Source organism: Enterobacter sp. CPE_E863, assembly GCF_046521465.1.
Taxonomy (GTDB): Bacteria; Pseudomonadota; Gammaproteobacteria; order Enterobacterales; family Enterobacteriaceae; genus Enterobacter; species Enterobacter adelaidei.
This window is the reverse complement of sequence record NZ_JBKFZX010000001.1, coordinates 195,923-211,394: the sequence shown is the minus strand read 5'-3', so window position 1 is coordinate 211,394 and position 15,472 is coordinate 195,923. Positions and strand designations below refer to the sequence as shown.

Sequence of the window (15,472 nt, the reverse complement as noted above, 5' to 3'; positions counted from 1 at the left end):
CTTAGTCCTCCACTACCAGGCCCATGGAACGTGCAGTACCTTCGATGGAGCGAGTCATCGCTTCAATGTCGGCACCAGTCATGTCGGCAGCTTTGGTCTGCGCGATTTCCTGCAGCTGAGCGCGGGAAATTTTACCCACTTTGTCTTTGTTCGGTTTACCGGAACCAGACTTGATACCAGCCGCTTTCTTCAGCAGAACTGCTGCTGGAGGGGTTTTGGTAACGAAAGTGAAAGAACGGTCAGCGTAAACAGTGATTACGACTGGGATTGGCAGACCTTTTTCCAGGGATTCAGTTTTTGCGTTGAACGCTTTACAGAATTCCATGATGTTCACACCCTGCTGACCCAGAGCTGGACCAACTGGTGGACTTGGGTTCGCCATACCAGCTGCAACCTGCAGCTTGACGTAGGCTTGTACTTTCTTAGCCATTCTAAAATCCTCTGATTGGGTAATAACGCCTCAGCGAGGCTCCCCGTGAATAAAATTCGTTTTACGGGCCGTTGCCCATAAAAACAAAAGGCGCGAAATTGTATTCCAATCTCGCGCCCTGTGCAACGATTAAATCGTCGCTTTTTTGATCGCTGCTTAGGCTTTTTCGACCTGGGCAAAGTCCAGTTCTACCGGGGTCGCACGACCGAAGATAGAAACAGAGACTTTCAGGCGGGACTTCTCGTAGTCCACTTCTTCAACCACACCATTAAAGTCAGCAAATGGACCGTCATTAACACGAACCATTTCACCCGGTTCAAACAGCGTTTTCGGACGCGGCTTATCACCCACCTGCTGCAGGCGGTTCATAATCGCATCAACTTCTTTGTCGCTGATTGGCGCCGGACGGTCAGATGTGCCGCCGATAAAGCCCATCACACGCGGTACGCTGCGCACAAGGTGCCAGCTCGCGTCGTTCATAACCATCTGAACCAGCACGTAACCCGGGAAGAATTTACGCTCGCTTTTGCGACGTTGGCCGCCACGGATCTCGACCACTTCTTCGGTCGGAACCATAACTTCGCCAAATAACTCTTCCATGTTGTGTAATTTGATATGCTCACGCAGCGACGTTGCTACGCGGCCTTCAAAACCGGAAAACGCCTGAACGACGTACCAGCGCTTTTTAGGGGCTTCAGACATCTCAGAACCTCAGGCCAGTGATAAAGGATACCAGGCGAACCAGAATACCATCCAGTCCCCACAGGATCAGTGACATTACAGCGGTAACCGCCGCTACAATCAGCGTGGTGTGCAATGTTTCCTGGCGAGTCGGCCAAATTACCTTGCGGACTTCGGTACGCGCTTCGCGAGCAAAAGCGACAGTCGCTTTGCCTTTCGTCGTCAACAGCGCGACACCACCCGCTGCAGCAATCAGAATTACCACTGCAAGCGCACGTAGCGGCAGCATAATGTCACGATAAAGGTAGTTGCCAACAATCGCTACGATCAGCAGAACGGCTACCACTACCCATTTCATCGCTTCCAGGCCGCGCCCGCTCCCTTGAGCTTCGGTATTCGCACTCATAAACCAACCTGTCAGAAGTATTCTACAAACATTTTCACCCCGCGATCGCGAGGCAAACCAAATCGAAATGCTAATTCGCTTTTCGAATTATACGCTCTCTGCAGAGCCTGTCTCAGCAATGATTATGACAAAAATAATCACTGATGAGCCAGGTTCTGACGTGAAAGCGTGCAAAAAGGGCATCAAATGATGCCCTTTTATTGCGCATTGCGTCAAATGTTATCAGCAATTAGCCGAGAACTTTAGCAACCACGCCCGCGCCAACGGTACGGCCGCCTTCACGGATTGCGAAACGCAGGCCGTCGTCCATCGCGATTGGGTGGATCAGAGTCACAACCATCTTGATGTTGTCGCCTGGCATTACCATCTCTACGCCTTCTGGCAGTTCGATGGTACCGGTCACGTCAGTAGTACGGAAGTAGAACTGTGGACGGTAGCCTTTGAAGAACGGAGTATGACGGCCGCCTTCGTCTTTGGACAGAATGTACACTTCAGATTCGAACTTGGTGTGTGGCTTGATTGAGCCTGGCTTCGCCAGAACCTGACCACGTTCGATTTCTTCACGTTTGATACCACGCAGCAGAACACCAACGTTCTCACCAGCACGGCCTTCGTCCAGCAGTTTGCGGAACATTTCAACGCCAGTACAGGTAGACTTCGCAGTCTCTTTGATACCAACGATTTCAACTTCTTCACCAACTTTGATGATACCGCGCTCTACACGACCGGTAACAACGGTACCACGACCGGAGATGGAGAATACGTCTTCGATTGGCAGCAGGAATGGCTTGTCAATCGCACGCTCTGGTTCTGGGATGTAAGAATCCAGGAAGCCAGCCAGTTCGATGATTTTCGCTTCCCACTCTGCGTCGCCTTCCAGCGCTTTCAGAGCAGAACCACGAACGATTGGGGTATCGTCGCCTGGGAAATCGTACTGAGACAGCAGTTCACGAACTTCCATCTCTACCAGTTCCAGCAGCTCTTCGTCATCAACCATGTCGCACTTGTTCAGGAACACGATGATGTAAGGAACGCCTACCTGGCGACCCAGCAGGATGTGCTCACGGGTCTGAGGCATTGGGCCGTCAGTCGCAGCAACAACCAGGATCGCGCCGTCCATCTGCGCAGCACCGGTGATCATGTTTTTAACATAGTCGGCGTGGCCTGGGCAGTCTACGTGTGCGTAGTGGCGAGTCGGGGTGTCGTACTCAACGTGAGAGGTGTTGATGGTGATACCACGAGCTTTTTCTTCTGGTGCGTTATCGATCTGGTCGAATGCGCGAGCAGAACCACCGTAGGTTTTTGCCAGAACGGTAGTGATTGCAGCGGTCAGCGTTGTTTTACCATGGTCAACGTGGCCGATAGTACCGACGTTAACGTGCGGTTTTGTACGTTCAAACTTTTCTTTAGACATCGATTGTCCCTCTAAGACACGGATAAATCGGTGATATCACCACATCAACCAGGCGAAATGCCTGAATTGTTGAATACAGTAAAATTGAAACAGAGAGAAACGGGAAGGAGAAGTGAAGTGGTGCTGATACCCAGAGTCGAACTGGGGACCTCACCCTTACCAAGGGTGCGCTCTACCAACTGAGCCATATCAGCACGTATTGGAGCGGGCAGCGGGAATCGAACCCGCATCATCAGCTTGGAAGGCTGAGGTAATAGCCATTATACGATGCCCGCATCCTGAAACTCGGCTACCCAGTTCTTTCTGTAACAAAAAAAGAGATTTCTCTCTTTTTAAGTTTGAGCTGGTTAATTTTTCCAACCAGCTCCGGCGGCATTAACGCTGCCAGAAAGTGGTGGTGGGGAAGGATTCGAACCTTCGAAGTCTGTGACGGCAGATTTACAGTCTGCTCCCTTTGGCCGCTCGGGAACCCCACCGGACTTGATGGTGCCGACTACCGGAATCGAACTGGTGACCTACTGATTACAAGTCAGTTGCTCTACCTACTGAGCTAAGTCGGCATCAAGTAGCGCGCATTCTATGGATACCTGCGCAGTCATGCAACTAAAAATTTGCATAAAACGTTCTTTCGCTCACATTTTATGCGAACAGCGTGCTGAACGCTGTAAAAGTAGTCATTCGAGGTCAAATATTCAACATATCACGCTGATTTGCACGGTATACACCGTAGCGTGACGGCTTACGCGTAACGCAGCGCTTTCCATCTTTTTTCTTATTATTCCTGTCATCTGGTGTTAACCTCCTGCCCATTGTCCAAAATTAACTGTGTGATGAGCCATGATCCGGCAGTATTGTGCTGGCTCACTGAAGCATGCTTATGAGCAAAAAAGAGCAATCGTTAATGACACCTTATCTTCATTTTAACCGCAGCCAGTGGGCTGCCCTGCGTGATTCCGTCCCTATGACGCTGACGGAAGGTGAAATCGCACGGTTAAAAGGGATAAACGAAGACCTGTCCCTGGAAGAGGTCGCAGAAATATATCTCCCCCTCTCTCGCTTGCTTAACTTCTATATAAGTTCCAACCTGCGCCGTCAGGCGGTGCTGGAACAGTTCCTCGGGACGAATGGTCAACGCATTCCTTATATCATTAGTATTGCGGGTAGCGTGGCCGTGGGTAAAAGCACGACTGCGCGTGTCCTGCAGGCGCTGCTGAGCCGCTGGCCGGAGCACCGCAGCGTGGAGCTGATCACCACCGATGGCTTCCTGCATCCAAACGAAGTACTAAAAGAACGCGGGCTGATGAAGAAGAAAGGCTTCCCGCTCTCTTATGATATGCACCGTCTGGTGAAATTTGTTTCTGACCTGAAATCGGGCGTGCCTCACGTGACTGCGCCGGTGTATTCACACCTGATCTACGATCGCATCCCGGACGGAGATAAAACGGTGGTCCAGCCGGATATCCTGATTCTGGAAGGGCTGAACGTTCTGCAAAGCGGAATGGACTATCCTCACGATCCGCATCATGTGTTTGTCTCCGATTTTGTCGATTTCTCTATTTATGTCGATGCGCCGGAAGATTTACTCCAGAACTGGTATATCAACCGCTTCCTGAAGTTCCGTGAGGGGGCATTCACTGATCCGGACTCCTATTTCCATCACTACGCCCAGCTTTCTGAAGAAGAAGCGGTTAATGTGGCAAGAGGGCTGTGGAACGAGATCAACTACGTGAACCTGAAAGAGAACATCCTGCCAACGCGCGAGCGTGCGAGCTTAATCCTCACCAAGAGCGAGAAGCACGCTGTCGACCAGATTCGCTTGCGGAAATAATAGCGCAGAGATAAAAAAACCGGCTTAACGCCGGTTTTTTTGTTTTAAGCATGTGGCTTTTCGCCATTTTCATCCTGATCGACTGCAAAGCAGGCGACCAGTTGACCACCATAATCCTTCAGCTGTGGCTGGAGCTGGGTGCAAGGACCGAAGCGACGACTGCAGCGGGCGTTGAATGCACACCCCGGAGGCGGATTCAGCGGGCTTGGCAACTCGCCCGTCAGCTTAATACGCTCACGACGATCGTCCGGGTTCAGACGCGGCGTCGCGGAAAGCAGTGCCTGGGTATACGGGTGACGAGGATTATTAAAGATCTGATCTTTCGTCCCCTTCTCCACGCAACGCCCCAGATACATCACCATCACTTCATCAGCAATGTGCTCCACCACTGAAAGGTCGTGCGAGATGAACACGTAAGAGAGCCCAAGTTCCTGCTGCAAGTCCATCATCAGGTTCAGCACCTGCGCGCGGACGGAAACATCGAGTGCCGAAACCGGTTCATCGGCAATCACCACATCCGGGTCGAGCATCAGACCACGTGCAATAGCGATACGCTGACGCTGTCCACCGGAGAACATATGCGGGTAGCGGTCGTAATGTTCAGTTTTCAGGCCAACTTTCGCCATCATCGCCAGCGCTTTTTCCCGACGCTGCTCTTTGCTCAGATTGCTGTTAATCAGCAACGGCTCTTCCAGGATCTGTCCCACTTTTTTACGCGGGTTCAAAGAGCCATACGGGTTCTGGAACACAATCTGGATTTTCTGGCGACGCAGTTTCTGTGCCTGCGGATCATGCTTGAGCAGATCTTGCCCCTGATAGTAAAGCTCACCACCGGTTGGCGTTTCAATCATCGTCAGCAGACGGCCCAGCGTCGATTTACCGCAGCCCGACTCCCCGACCACCGCCAGCGTTTTACCGCGTTCGAGGGTAAAGGAGACGCCATCCAGCGCTTTCACCAGGCGCTCAGGGGCAAAAATCCCCTTCTTCACCGGGTAGTGTTTTTTCAGGTCGATGGCCTGCAACAGCGGTTGTTGCGTGGTGGCCTGTTGCGTACTCATAGTGTTGGCCTCCCGGCATCATCGAGTGGGTAGTGGCATTTCGACTGACGACCGTCAGCCAGCTGGTTCAGCTCTGGCTCTTCTGCCCGGCATTTGTCCGTCGCATACGGGCAGCGCGGATTGAGCAGACAGCCCTGCGGACGGTCAAATTTACCCGGCACCACGCCCGGCAGTGACGCCAGCCGCGCTTTGTCCTGGGCAAACTCCGGCAGTGCACGTAGCAGAGCCTGAGTATACGGATGACGCGGCGCGCGGAAGATATCGTGCGAACTTCCGGTCTCCACCACCTGGCCGGCATACATCACGATGATTTTGTGCGCCGCTTCGGCCACCAGCGCCAGGTCGTGCGTAATCAGCACCAGCGCCATATTCTCTTTCTGCTGCAGTTCCAGCAGCAGCTCGATGATTTGCGCCTGAATGGTTACATCCAGCGCGGTCGTCGGTTCATCCGCGATCAGCAGTTTTGGCCTACAGGCAATCGCCATCGCGATCATCACGCGCTGGCTCATGCCGCCAGAGAGCTGATGCGGATAAACGTCCAGACGCGATGCCGGGTCAGGAATCCCGACCTGGTTCAGCAGATCGATCGCGCGCTGACGACGGGTTTTCTTGTTCCCGCCCTGATGCACCTTAATCGCTTCCATAATCTGGAAACCGACGGTATAGCACGGGTTCAGGCTGGTCATTGGATCCTGGAAAATCATCGCCACTTCCGCGCCCACCAGCTGGCGGCGCTGTTTTTCGGAAATACGCTTCAGATCCTGACCGTTGAACTGCAGGTTTTCCGCCATTACGCGGCCTGGGTAATCAATCAGCCCCATAATTGCCAGCGAGCTTACCGACTTACCGGAACCTGACTCCCCTACGATGCCAACCACTTCGCCCTGATTTACGCTGTAGCTGATGCGGTCCACGGCGCGAAACGGGGTGCCTTCATCGCCGAAGTGCACCGATAATTTATCTACATTTAATAACGCCATCTCGTGCCTCTTACTGCTTCAGTTTGGGATCAAGTGCATCACGCAGACCATCACCCATCAGGTTAAATGCCAGCACCGTCAGCAGAATCGCCAGACCCGGGAAGGTGACGACCCACCAGGCGCTTTGTGCGAACTGCAACACGTCGGAGAGCATAGTGCCCCACTCCGGTGTTGGCGGCTGCGCACCCATGCCCAGGAAGCCAAGAGCGGCCATATCAAGAATGGCGTTAGAGAAACCGAGCGACGCCTGAACAATCAGCGGCGCAAGGCAGTTAGGGAAGATATTGACGAACATCTGACGCATAGCGCCTGCACCCGCCACGCGAGACGCCGTGAGGTAATCACGGTTCACTTCCACCAGCACCGCCGCACGCGTTAAACGTACGTAGTGAGGAAGCGCCACGAAGGTCAATGCAAGCGCAGCGTTACCAATCGACGGACCGAAGATCGCCACCAGCACCAGTGCCAGCAACAGGCTTGGCAGAGCCAGCATAATATCGACGATACGCATGATGATGTTATCAACGATACCACCGAAGTAACCGGCAACCAGACCCAGTACAATCCCCATGATCAGGGAAAGCACCACCACCAGGCAGCCGACCAGCAGCGACAGACGTGCACCGTACATCAGACGCGACAACACGTCACGACCCACATCATCGGTACCTAACAGGTGCGCCAGGCTACCACCGTCCTGCCACGCAGGAGGTGCTAGCAGAGCATCACGGAATTGATCCGCCGGGTTATACGGTGCCAGGACGTTCGCAAACACCGCAATCAGGATCATGATAGAGACATAGACCAGCCCCACTACCGCGCCTTTGTTGCGCTTGAAGTAGTGCCAGAATTCCTGCAGCGGCGTCATTGGAACCGGTGCAGCAACCACTTTATTTTCAGAAAGTTGTGACATGATGGCCCCTTACTTCTTATGACGAATACGCGGGTTCACCACGCCGTACAGCAAATCGACCAGCAGGTTAACGAGGATAATCATCGTCGCAACCAGCAGCACACCGCCCTGCACGACCGGATAGTCACGGCGTTGCAGCGCGTCAATCAGCCAACGCCCCAGGCCTGGCCAGGAGAAGATGGTTTCGGTCAGGATCGCACCTGCCAGCAACGTACCCACCTGCAGACCGATAACGGTCACCACCGGCAGCATGGCGTTACGCAGCGCATGAACGATGATGACACGCATACGCGTCAGGCCTTTGGCGCGCGCGGTGCGGATATAATCCTCACCCAGTACTTCCAGCATGGATGAACGGGTCATACGCACAATCACCGCCAGAGGAATCGTACCGAGCACCATTGCAGGCAGGATCATGTGCGCGACAGCATCAATGAAGTTGCCCTCTTCGCCCCAGATAGCCGTATCAATCAGCATAAAGCCGGTCAACGGGTTGGAATCATCGAGGAAGACCATATCACTGACGCGCCCGGAGACCGGCGTCAGGTTAAGCTGCACCGATACCAGCATAATCAGCATCATGCCCCACCAGAAGATAGGCATGGAATAGCCGGTCAGCGCCAGGCCCACAGCAGTATGGTCAAAAATAGAGCCACGTTTAACCGCAGCCAGGACTCCAACAGGAATACCCACCGCAGTGGCGAAAATCATGGCGCAGACACCAAGTTCGAGTGTCGCTTTGAAACGCGGCACGAACTCATCCCACACCGGAAGACGGCTTTTCAGCGAAATACCCAAATCACCGTGCAACACGCCCCAGATATAGTTGAGGTACTGCTGCCACAGCGGCTTGTTCAGACCAAGCTCAGCCAGCAGCTGTGCATGGCGCTCAGGGGAAATACCACGCTCGCCCGCCATAATCATTACCGGGTCGCCGGGGATCATATGGACGAAGGCAAAAGTGAGAAGGGTGATACCGATAAACGTGGGGATAACAAGTCCCAGACGTCGGAGGATGAACTGCAACATAACCCGGATTCTCTCTGATGACGCACGACCAATGGCGTGACGTCTGTATTGCTCACAAATGTAAATTCCCTCTCCCGTCGGGAGAGGGTTAGGGTGAGGGGATGCATGCACGTCCCTCACCCCTGCCCTCTCCCGGGGGAGAGGGAGAACACCCTACTTATTATTCAACCGATACGTTTTCGAAGTGGTGTTTGCCCAGTGGATCAACCACGTAGCCCTTCACTTCTTTACGCACTGGCTCGTAAACGGTGGAGTGAGCAACAATCAGCGCCGGAGCCTGATCGTGCATAACAACCTGAGCCTGCTTGTACAGTTCAATACGTTTGTTGTGATCGTCGGTCGCACGCGCCGGCTGGATCAGGTCTTCAAACGGCTTGTAGCACCAGCGAGAGTAGTTGGAACCGTCTTTCGCAGCAGCACAGCTGAACAGGGTGGCGAAGAAGTTGTCCGGATCCCCGTTATCACCGGTCCAGCCCATCATTACCGCCTGGTGCTCACCCGCTTTGGCGCGCTTCAGGTACTCGCCCCACTCGTAGGTCACAATCTTGGCCTGTACGCCAATCTTCGCCCAGTCAGCCTGAACCATTTCCGCCATACGGCGTGCGTTCGGGTTATACGGACGCTGTACCGGCATCGCCCACAGTTCAACGGTAAAGCCTTTATCCTGGCCTGCTTCTTTCAGCAGTGCTTTCGCTTTCTCAGGATCGTAGCTGTAGTCTTTAACGTCGTCGTTGTAGCCCCACATTGTTGGTGGGATCAGGTTCTTAGCGGCTACGCCTGCGCCCTGGTAAACGGCTTTGATGATCGCTTCTTTGTTCACCGCGTAAGTCAGCGCCTGACGCACTTTCACATCATCAAACGGTTTCTTCTCGGTGTTAAAGGAGAGATAGCCCACGTTCAGGCCAGCCTGCTCCAGCAGGTTGATATTCTTATCCTGCTTCATGCGAGCGATATCAGCCGGGTTCGGGTATGGCATAACCTGGCATTCGTTTTTCTGCAGTTTTGCATAACGCACAGACGCATCAGGCGTGATGGAGAACACCAGACGGTCGATCTGAGGTTTCGTACCCCAGTAGCCCGGGAACGCTTTATACAGGATGCGAGAATCTTTCTGGTACTGCAGCAGCTGGAATGGGCCGGTACCGATTGGATCCAGGTCCACTTTTTCCGGCGTACCGGCTTTCAGCATGTTATCTGCATATTCTTTAGACAGAATAGACGCGAAGTCCATCGCCAGGTCAGCCAGGAATGGCGCTTCCGGGCGAGTCAGCACGAACTGCACGGTTTTATCGTCAACTTTTTTCACTTCAGAGATCAGATCTGGCAGCCCCATCCCTTCGAAGTATTCATAGCTGCCGCCAGACACTTTGTGGTACGGGTTCTGAGCGTTTTTCTGACGGTCGAAGGAGAACACCACGTCATCGGCGTTGAAGTCGCGCGTGGGTTTGAATTCTTTGCTGTCCTGCCACTTCACGCCCTGGCGCAGGTGGAAGGTATAGGTTTTACCGTCTTCGCTGACGTCCCACTTCTCAGCCAGACCAGGAACAACTTCCGTGGTACCGGTTTTGAATTCAACCAGACGGTTATAGATCGGTACAGAGCTTGCGTCGTAAGTCGTACCAGAGGTAAAGAGCTGTGGGTTAAAGCCTTCCGGCGAGCCTTCAGAACAGTAAACCAGGGTTTTTGCCTGTACGCTTGCTGCCACGGTCATCGCCACCAGGCTCAAACCAAGCTTCAGCATCCCTGACTTCTTCAAGGAAATACTCATTATTCTGCTCCAATGTGATGTTTTGCTTTGTTGTGTTACGCCGCCTGACCTTTATTTATTTTTTACCCGGTCCGGTCGGTGATGCCCTAAGGCGTTAAAGGGATGGAGAATCCTTTCAGAAGAGCGTTTGAGTTGCAGCGCAGATCGTCCCTGAAATGCCCCTCATGCCCTACAATCTGTCAACAGAATGTGAAAACGTCAATACAGGTGGCGGGGATTTACGCTGAGTGTGAGAAACCGCAAACAAAGATTAAAAAAACTATGCATGCCAGTTTTCAGCAGGGAAATTTATGCTACTCGCTATCTTGCAGCACAAATATCTTCATATTTCGCAACAATTAGTGATTAACTTTTATTCAGAATGGGTAAATTTTCTTACAGAATGGCGATTATCTGAGCACTAAATTCCACGAACGTTAAAACGCACAGCGAAAAATGCTGAGGTTATCCATAAGCAACGCGAAAAAAGATCAATCTATATATAAAAAAATACAATGGATTATGTCACAAAATCGTTAACAGGCAGGGAGAAGCAGGGATAAGAGGCGTTTTGGTTAGTCTGGCGGGTTAAGGCTCTAATGCAAAAAGGGCTAACCTTACGGTTAGCCCTTTTTTAGAATGTGGTCGGCGAGAGAGGATTCGAACCTCCGACCCACTGGTCCCAAACCAGTTGCGCTACCAAGCTGCGCTACTCGCCGAATGCGGAGCGCATCTTACTGCTGAGGTGCGCCCCCGTCAATCCCTTATTTTCAAAAAGCCATTCAACTGGCGATATTCTCGCCAGGCGAGCTACTGCGCGGCTTTGGAGGTGCGATCAGGGAGTTTGCACCAGTTGTTATTTTCGTTAATACCGCCATCTGGTGAGGTGTAACCCAGGCAACCTAAAATGGTGTCGTACAGCTCAACATGACGACGCGGTACCTTCATATCAGCTTCTTTCTTCAGTTGAGCAAACATCTTCGCTTTCTCCGGATCTTCCAGATACTTGTCAGACATCCACACAATCATTGGCACGCGGAACTGCTCCGGTGGAGCCATCTTACGTGGCGTACCGTGCAGGTGCTCGAACTCATTGATGGATTCACCGTGGTCAGCCGCATAGAACACAATCGCTTTCTTATCGCGGACCTGGTCAATCACCGAATCAATAAAGTGATCCACATACATCACCGAGTTGTCGTAGGAGTTAATCAGCTGCGCTTTAGAGCAGTCTTTATCCACGCCAACGCACTCCGGCGTCCATTTGGCAAAGCTGCGCGGGTAGCGCTGGGTGTAGTTAAAGTGCGACCCTTTAGTATGCAGAATGATCATATGCTTACCATCAGGATTTCCGTTCAGAGACAGTTTCATCTCGTCAATCAGCAGCATGTCATCGACAGGCTTGCCACGGTTACGCGCCTCCGCACCAATCTGCTCGCGATAAGAAATGTTCTGGGCCATGGTGTTGCTGTAGAACCACATCTCGCTCTGCATCGCATAGAGGTCAGACGTAAACCCAAGCTGATGCAGCACCGAGAAGACGTTTTGCTCTTTCAGGGTACGTTGTGGGTTATCGCTCGCCCCACCCTCGCGTACGAACATGCAGCGTAAGGAGAGCTTGGTGGCGGTGTCGCAGGAATAACCGCGATAGGCAATCAGGTTTTTCTCCTGTGCCATTTTTGGTGTGGTATCGCGGTCATAGCCAAGAATACCCATATGATCCCAGCGCGTAGTTTCCCCGATAATAAAGACGACATAGGTATCATCGATATCTTTTGGCGCGACATAAGTGAATTTCTTCGCCGGGTTAATCAACGATTTATTATCAGAAGACTCATCCACCTGCGCCCACGCGTATAACCCCAGCGCGGAGATCCAGTTAGACGGTAAATAAGAGTTGGCGACCACACCACCGTAGCTTGGCAGATCCACGCCAGAGGTACGCTCATCATATTTCTGTTTCACTTCCAGCAGACGAATAGGTCCCCAGACCATCAGACCGGCCAGCAGAACTATCGCCACGCTTCTGAAACGTTTTCCCGGCGTGCGGATCTGGTGAACCAGCGTATACCGGCAACGGTTACTCCAGATAAGGAGCAACGGCAGGGCACTCACGGCCACCAGCCAGAGTACAAAATGCAGCCCAACCACTTCTTTAGAGAGATCGATGTCCGTGGTCATCACCGAGGCGATAATGCCGTAGCCAATGACAACGTTCATAAAGGTCATGTAATAGCTGGCCCCTGCCGAGCACAGCACGATAAACGTCGCCAGCACTCGCCAGACGCGACGGCCAAACAGCGTAAGAATACGGAATAAAAAGAAGGTGACCAGTACAGCAGCGACCAATTCGACAACCGCTGCAATTCCTTTCCAGACGGTAAAATCTTGCGCGTAACCGTCGAACCGACGGAAAAACACTGCGCCATTCATAAACAGGCCGATGTACAACGCCAGCAAAAAGCACAGCTTTTGTTGCGCCATCGATTTAATGTATTTCATGCAATCTACCCGGAAAAAGGGACAGTACAGCCGCCCACCTCAATATAAAAAGTGGACAGATTAGACATACGCTCAGGGGATCGTTCAATGAAACGACTACAAGCGTGGTAAGTAGACCACAGGGAAGGGAAAAAGTGGCAGCAGAGAGTGTGATCGGTACAGTTATTTACAAAAAAGCAGACCCAGAATCCGACAAATGCGTCTAAAGGCAGTATTGTTCGATAAGAAAAAGGCCGGATGACCGGCCTTTTTCTTCGTTGTCAGGCATGCGCTTCTTTAAAGACTTCCCGCTGCGGCTGTCGAATCGTCGTAGACAGCGCCAGCGAAATGATCAGCAAGGCGAAGATCACGCAGAAGGTCACATAGAACCCACCGAACAGTGAGGCAATCAGCGAACCGCAGATACTGCCGATCCCGAAGCCAAGATAAATAACACCGTAGTTTTTCGCGAGATTGTTAAGACCAAAGAATTCGCTCACCAGTGACGGGAAGACCGTAATGGTGCCACCGAAGTTGAACGCAACGCAGGCAATCGCCGCGAAGAAGGTCGCTTCATTCAGAGGTGCGAAAAGCAGCGCCGCCATGCCCACCAGCGAAACAACCTGGCCAATCGTAATCACACGGATACGGGCGATTTTGTCAGACAGAATACCCAGCACCAGACGCCCGGAAAGGTTGGCAATGGAGATCACGGTCACCGCATTCGCAGCCGTTGCCGCATCCAGTTTCACCATTCCCTGAGCGATATCTTTCGCCACACCGATGACGTACAAACCACTCATGCAGGCCGTCAGGAACATCACCGCCAGCATCCAGTACTGCGGTTTACGCATAGATTGCGCCAGGGTGAAATCGTTCTCCACCACACCGTTCACGGATTTAACCTCCTGCTGAGGCGCATCTTTCATCAGCGTAGCACCAAAGAGGATCATGACCAGAACGATAACCCCCCAGATCATGAAGGTTTTTTCGAGACCAACGGAAGCCAGCAGATGAGAATCGATAAATTTAAAACCGAGGCTGCCCAGGCCATAAGAACCGATGGCAAACGCAGAGATAAGGCCTTTACGTTCCGGGAACCACTTCACGCAGTTCGAGAGTGTCAACAGGTAACCTGCACCATCTGCCAGCCCCACCAGTACCCCGGCGCTCAACCACAGCATCATCAGGTTGCTGGAGTGTGCCGTCAGGAAAAAACCCACGCCCAGCAGAATGCCGGACGCCATGGTCACACGCTTCACACCAAAACGCTCCTGCAGCTTGCCCGCGACGGAAGACGAGAGCGCCAACCCGAGACTCAGTAGCCCAAAGGAGAATGCAACCTGGCTGACCGGTGCGCCGAGCTTATCGGAAAGTGCGCTGTTAAACAGGCTCCAGGTATAGACCGAACCCAACGCAAACTGGGTGACGATGGTACCAAAGAGCGTTAGCCAGCGCGTACGGTTATAAGTTGATGTGTTCATGGCAGTTGTCCTGCAAGAGAAATTAAGGAAGTTCGCTGAGGACAACGATAAACAAAACCTTAAAAGACCTGGGGTAAAACGGCATGAAATGCAGGAAGAATGGAATGAAATGCCTGGAATCAGGAATGAATGACCTTGTGGGGGAATGAAGCGATAGCGTGTTAGTACCTGCTATCGCTACAACCCCTATGGCTATTGTATTTGAGATGTTACCGTAACGTTTAAAAAAGTAACAACTCTAGAAATTCGCACTCACGCCCAGGGTGTACATAAATTCCTCACCTGTGGTGGCGCGTTCCCCTTGAGCGAGCGACGCATAGGCCGCTACATGCGTGTTAAACGGAATATCCGTACCGACCGTCACATCCATCCAGCTCCCGTTTTGTACCGGGGCTGGGGTTTGCGGCATGCCAAACTGAGATTTCCACTGGTTTTCACCAAACTGCTGGTTATAGCTGATCTGTGCCCACGGACGAAGATCGCCGTACTGGGTATTCACGCGCCAGCCCAGCGTGCTAACACTGGCATGCCAGAGCGGGTCAGTGACTGACTGTGTCGACGCGCTATCACCAAATTCGTTGATCATCATGGGAGCCGTGCCGTCGTACCGCCACGCCACGACAGGGCCGGTAGTGATATGCGCTGAAACGGGAAAATTCCAGCCCACGCTCATTGCCCCCTCTGTCGTACTGCCAGACGGTACATTCAGGGCAAGACCTGGCGCATTTTGTGAAGTCTGAATACGCTCAGCAAGAATATCCTCATAACGCGGTTGGTGATCCGCGTCCCATGTATAGCGTTCCGCCGTATTATTTTGGGCGTCTGAAACGATATATTCCTGTTGCCAGGCAGACGCTGTATTACAAAAAAACAGGCAGGCTGAAATTCCCACCAGGCCAGAAGCAGCATGGCGACCACTGATTTTTTTTATCATCATCAACGCGACCCCAGAGAGAGCCGAATTCGGCGATATTTGTCGTTATTCAGGAAGAGCTTATAGAGCATATGGCCCTGTATTAAC

Annotated in this window: 13 protein-coding genes and 5 tRNA genes; 1 reads left to right on the top strand and 17 read right to left on the bottom strand. The window is 52.5% G+C overall.

What is annotated here, in order from left to right:
• Position 1: 1 nt before the first annotated feature.
• From rplK to ACLHV8_RS01005, 8 genes are all read right to left on the bottom strand, one after another.
• Positions 2–430 carry a 50S ribosomal protein L11 gene (rplK, locus tag ACLHV8_RS01040; protein ID WP_008503452.1) on the bottom strand — a complete coding sequence of 143 codons (429 nt, stop codon included), beginning with the start codon at positions 428–430 and terminating at the stop codon, positions 2–4.
• Between the two features lie 156 nt (positions 431–586).
• A complete protein-coding gene (gene nusG, locus ACLHV8_RS01035) occupies positions 587–1,132 on the bottom strand; it encodes a transcription termination/antitermination protein NusG (protein WP_003862341.1) in 546 nt (181 codons plus the stop codon).
• Position 1,133: 1 nt separating this feature from the next.
• A complete protein-coding gene (gene secE, locus ACLHV8_RS01030) occupies positions 1,134–1,517 on the bottom strand; it encodes a preprotein translocase subunit SecE (RefSeq protein WP_013094999.1) in 384 nt (127 codons plus the stop codon).
• Between the two features lie 229 nt (positions 1,518–1,746).
• Positions 1,747–2,931, bottom strand: a complete 1,185-nt coding sequence (tuf, locus tag ACLHV8_RS01025) for an elongation factor Tu (protein ID WP_014830236.1) — start codon at positions 2,929–2,931, stop codon at positions 1,747–1,749.
• A gap of 118 nt (positions 2,932–3,049) precedes the next feature.
• A tRNA-Thr gene (locus tag ACLHV8_RS01020) sits at positions 3,050–3,125 on the bottom strand.
• Positions 3,126–3,131: 6 nt separating this feature from the next.
• Positions 3,132–3,206: transfer RNA gene (locus ACLHV8_RS01015), tRNA-Gly, on the bottom strand.
• Positions 3,207–3,323: 117 nt separating this feature from the next.
• Positions 3,324–3,407: transfer RNA gene (locus tag ACLHV8_RS01010), tRNA-Tyr, on the bottom strand.
• Positions 3,408–3,415: 8 nt separating this feature from the next.
• Positions 3,416–3,491 (bottom strand) — tRNA-Thr (locus ACLHV8_RS01005).
• Between the two features lie 317 nt (positions 3,492–3,808).
• On the opposite strand from ACLHV8_RS01005, the gene coaA reads away from it, so the two are divergent.
• On the top strand, positions 3,809–4,759 hold the full coding sequence (coaA, locus tag ACLHV8_RS01000; protein WP_028018278.1) for a type I pantothenate kinase: 951 nt from the start codon (positions 3,809–3,811) through the stop codon (positions 4,757–4,759).
• 44 nt (positions 4,760–4,803) lie between these two features.
• On the opposite strand, the gene dppF is transcribed toward coaA, so the two are convergent.
• The 9 genes from dppF to ACLHV8_RS00955 all read right to left on the bottom strand — a co-directional run bounded on the left by dppF (position 4,804) and on the right by ACLHV8_RS00955 (position 15,388).
• Complete coding sequence (gene dppF, locus ACLHV8_RS00995; protein ID WP_028018277.1) at positions 4,804–5,817, bottom strand: dipeptide ABC transporter ATP-binding subunit DppF; 1,014 nt, start codon at positions 5,815–5,817, stop codon at positions 4,804–4,806.
• Entirely contained in the window at positions 5,814–6,797 is a 984-nt protein-coding gene (gene dppD, locus ACLHV8_RS00990) for a dipeptide ABC transporter ATP-binding protein (protein ID WP_208595176.1), read from the bottom strand. Before dppD ends, dppF begins: the two co-directional genes overlap by 4 nt.
• 10 nt (positions 6,798–6,807) lie before the next feature.
• The gene (dppC, locus tag ACLHV8_RS00985) at positions 6,808–7,710 is read right to left on the bottom strand and encodes a dipeptide ABC transporter permease DppC (protein ID WP_410376737.1); all 903 of its coding nucleotides are present in this window, start codon (positions 7,708–7,710) and stop codon (positions 6,808–6,810) included.
• Positions 7,711–7,719: 9 nt separating this feature from the next.
• Positions 7,720–8,739: a dipeptide ABC transporter permease DppB gene (gene dppB, locus ACLHV8_RS00980; RefSeq protein WP_028018275.1), complete on the bottom strand. Its 1,020-nt coding sequence runs from the start codon at positions 8,737–8,739 to the stop codon at positions 7,720–7,722.
• A 160-nt stretch (positions 8,740–8,899) separates the two neighbouring features.
• Positions 8,900–10,507, bottom strand: a complete 1,608-nt coding sequence (dppA, locus tag ACLHV8_RS00975) for a dipeptide ABC transporter periplasmic-binding protein DppA (RefSeq protein ID WP_208595177.1) — start codon at positions 10,505–10,507, stop codon at positions 8,900–8,902.
• A gap of 621 nt (positions 10,508–11,128) precedes the next feature.
• Positions 11,129–11,205 (bottom strand) — tRNA-Pro (locus tag ACLHV8_RS00970).
• A 91-nt stretch (positions 11,206–11,296) separates the two neighbouring features.
• Positions 11,297–12,988 carry a kdo(2)-lipid A phosphoethanolamine 7''-transferase gene (gene eptB, locus ACLHV8_RS00965; protein WP_208595178.1) on the bottom strand — a complete coding sequence of 564 codons (1,692 nt, stop codon included), beginning with the start codon at positions 12,986–12,988 and terminating at the stop codon, positions 11,297–11,299.
• A gap of 260 nt (positions 12,989–13,248) precedes the next feature.
• Positions 13,249–14,451: an MFS transporter gene (locus tag ACLHV8_RS00960; RefSeq protein WP_028018272.1), complete on the bottom strand. Its 1,203-nt coding sequence runs from the start codon at positions 14,449–14,451 to the stop codon at positions 13,249–13,251.
• A 238-nt stretch (positions 14,452–14,689) separates the two neighbouring features.
• Positions 14,690–15,388, bottom strand: a complete 699-nt coding sequence (locus tag ACLHV8_RS00955) for an autotransporter domain-containing protein (protein ID WP_108089368.1) — start codon at positions 15,386–15,388, stop codon at positions 14,690–14,692.
• Between the last annotated feature and the right edge of the window lie 84 nt (positions 15,389–15,472).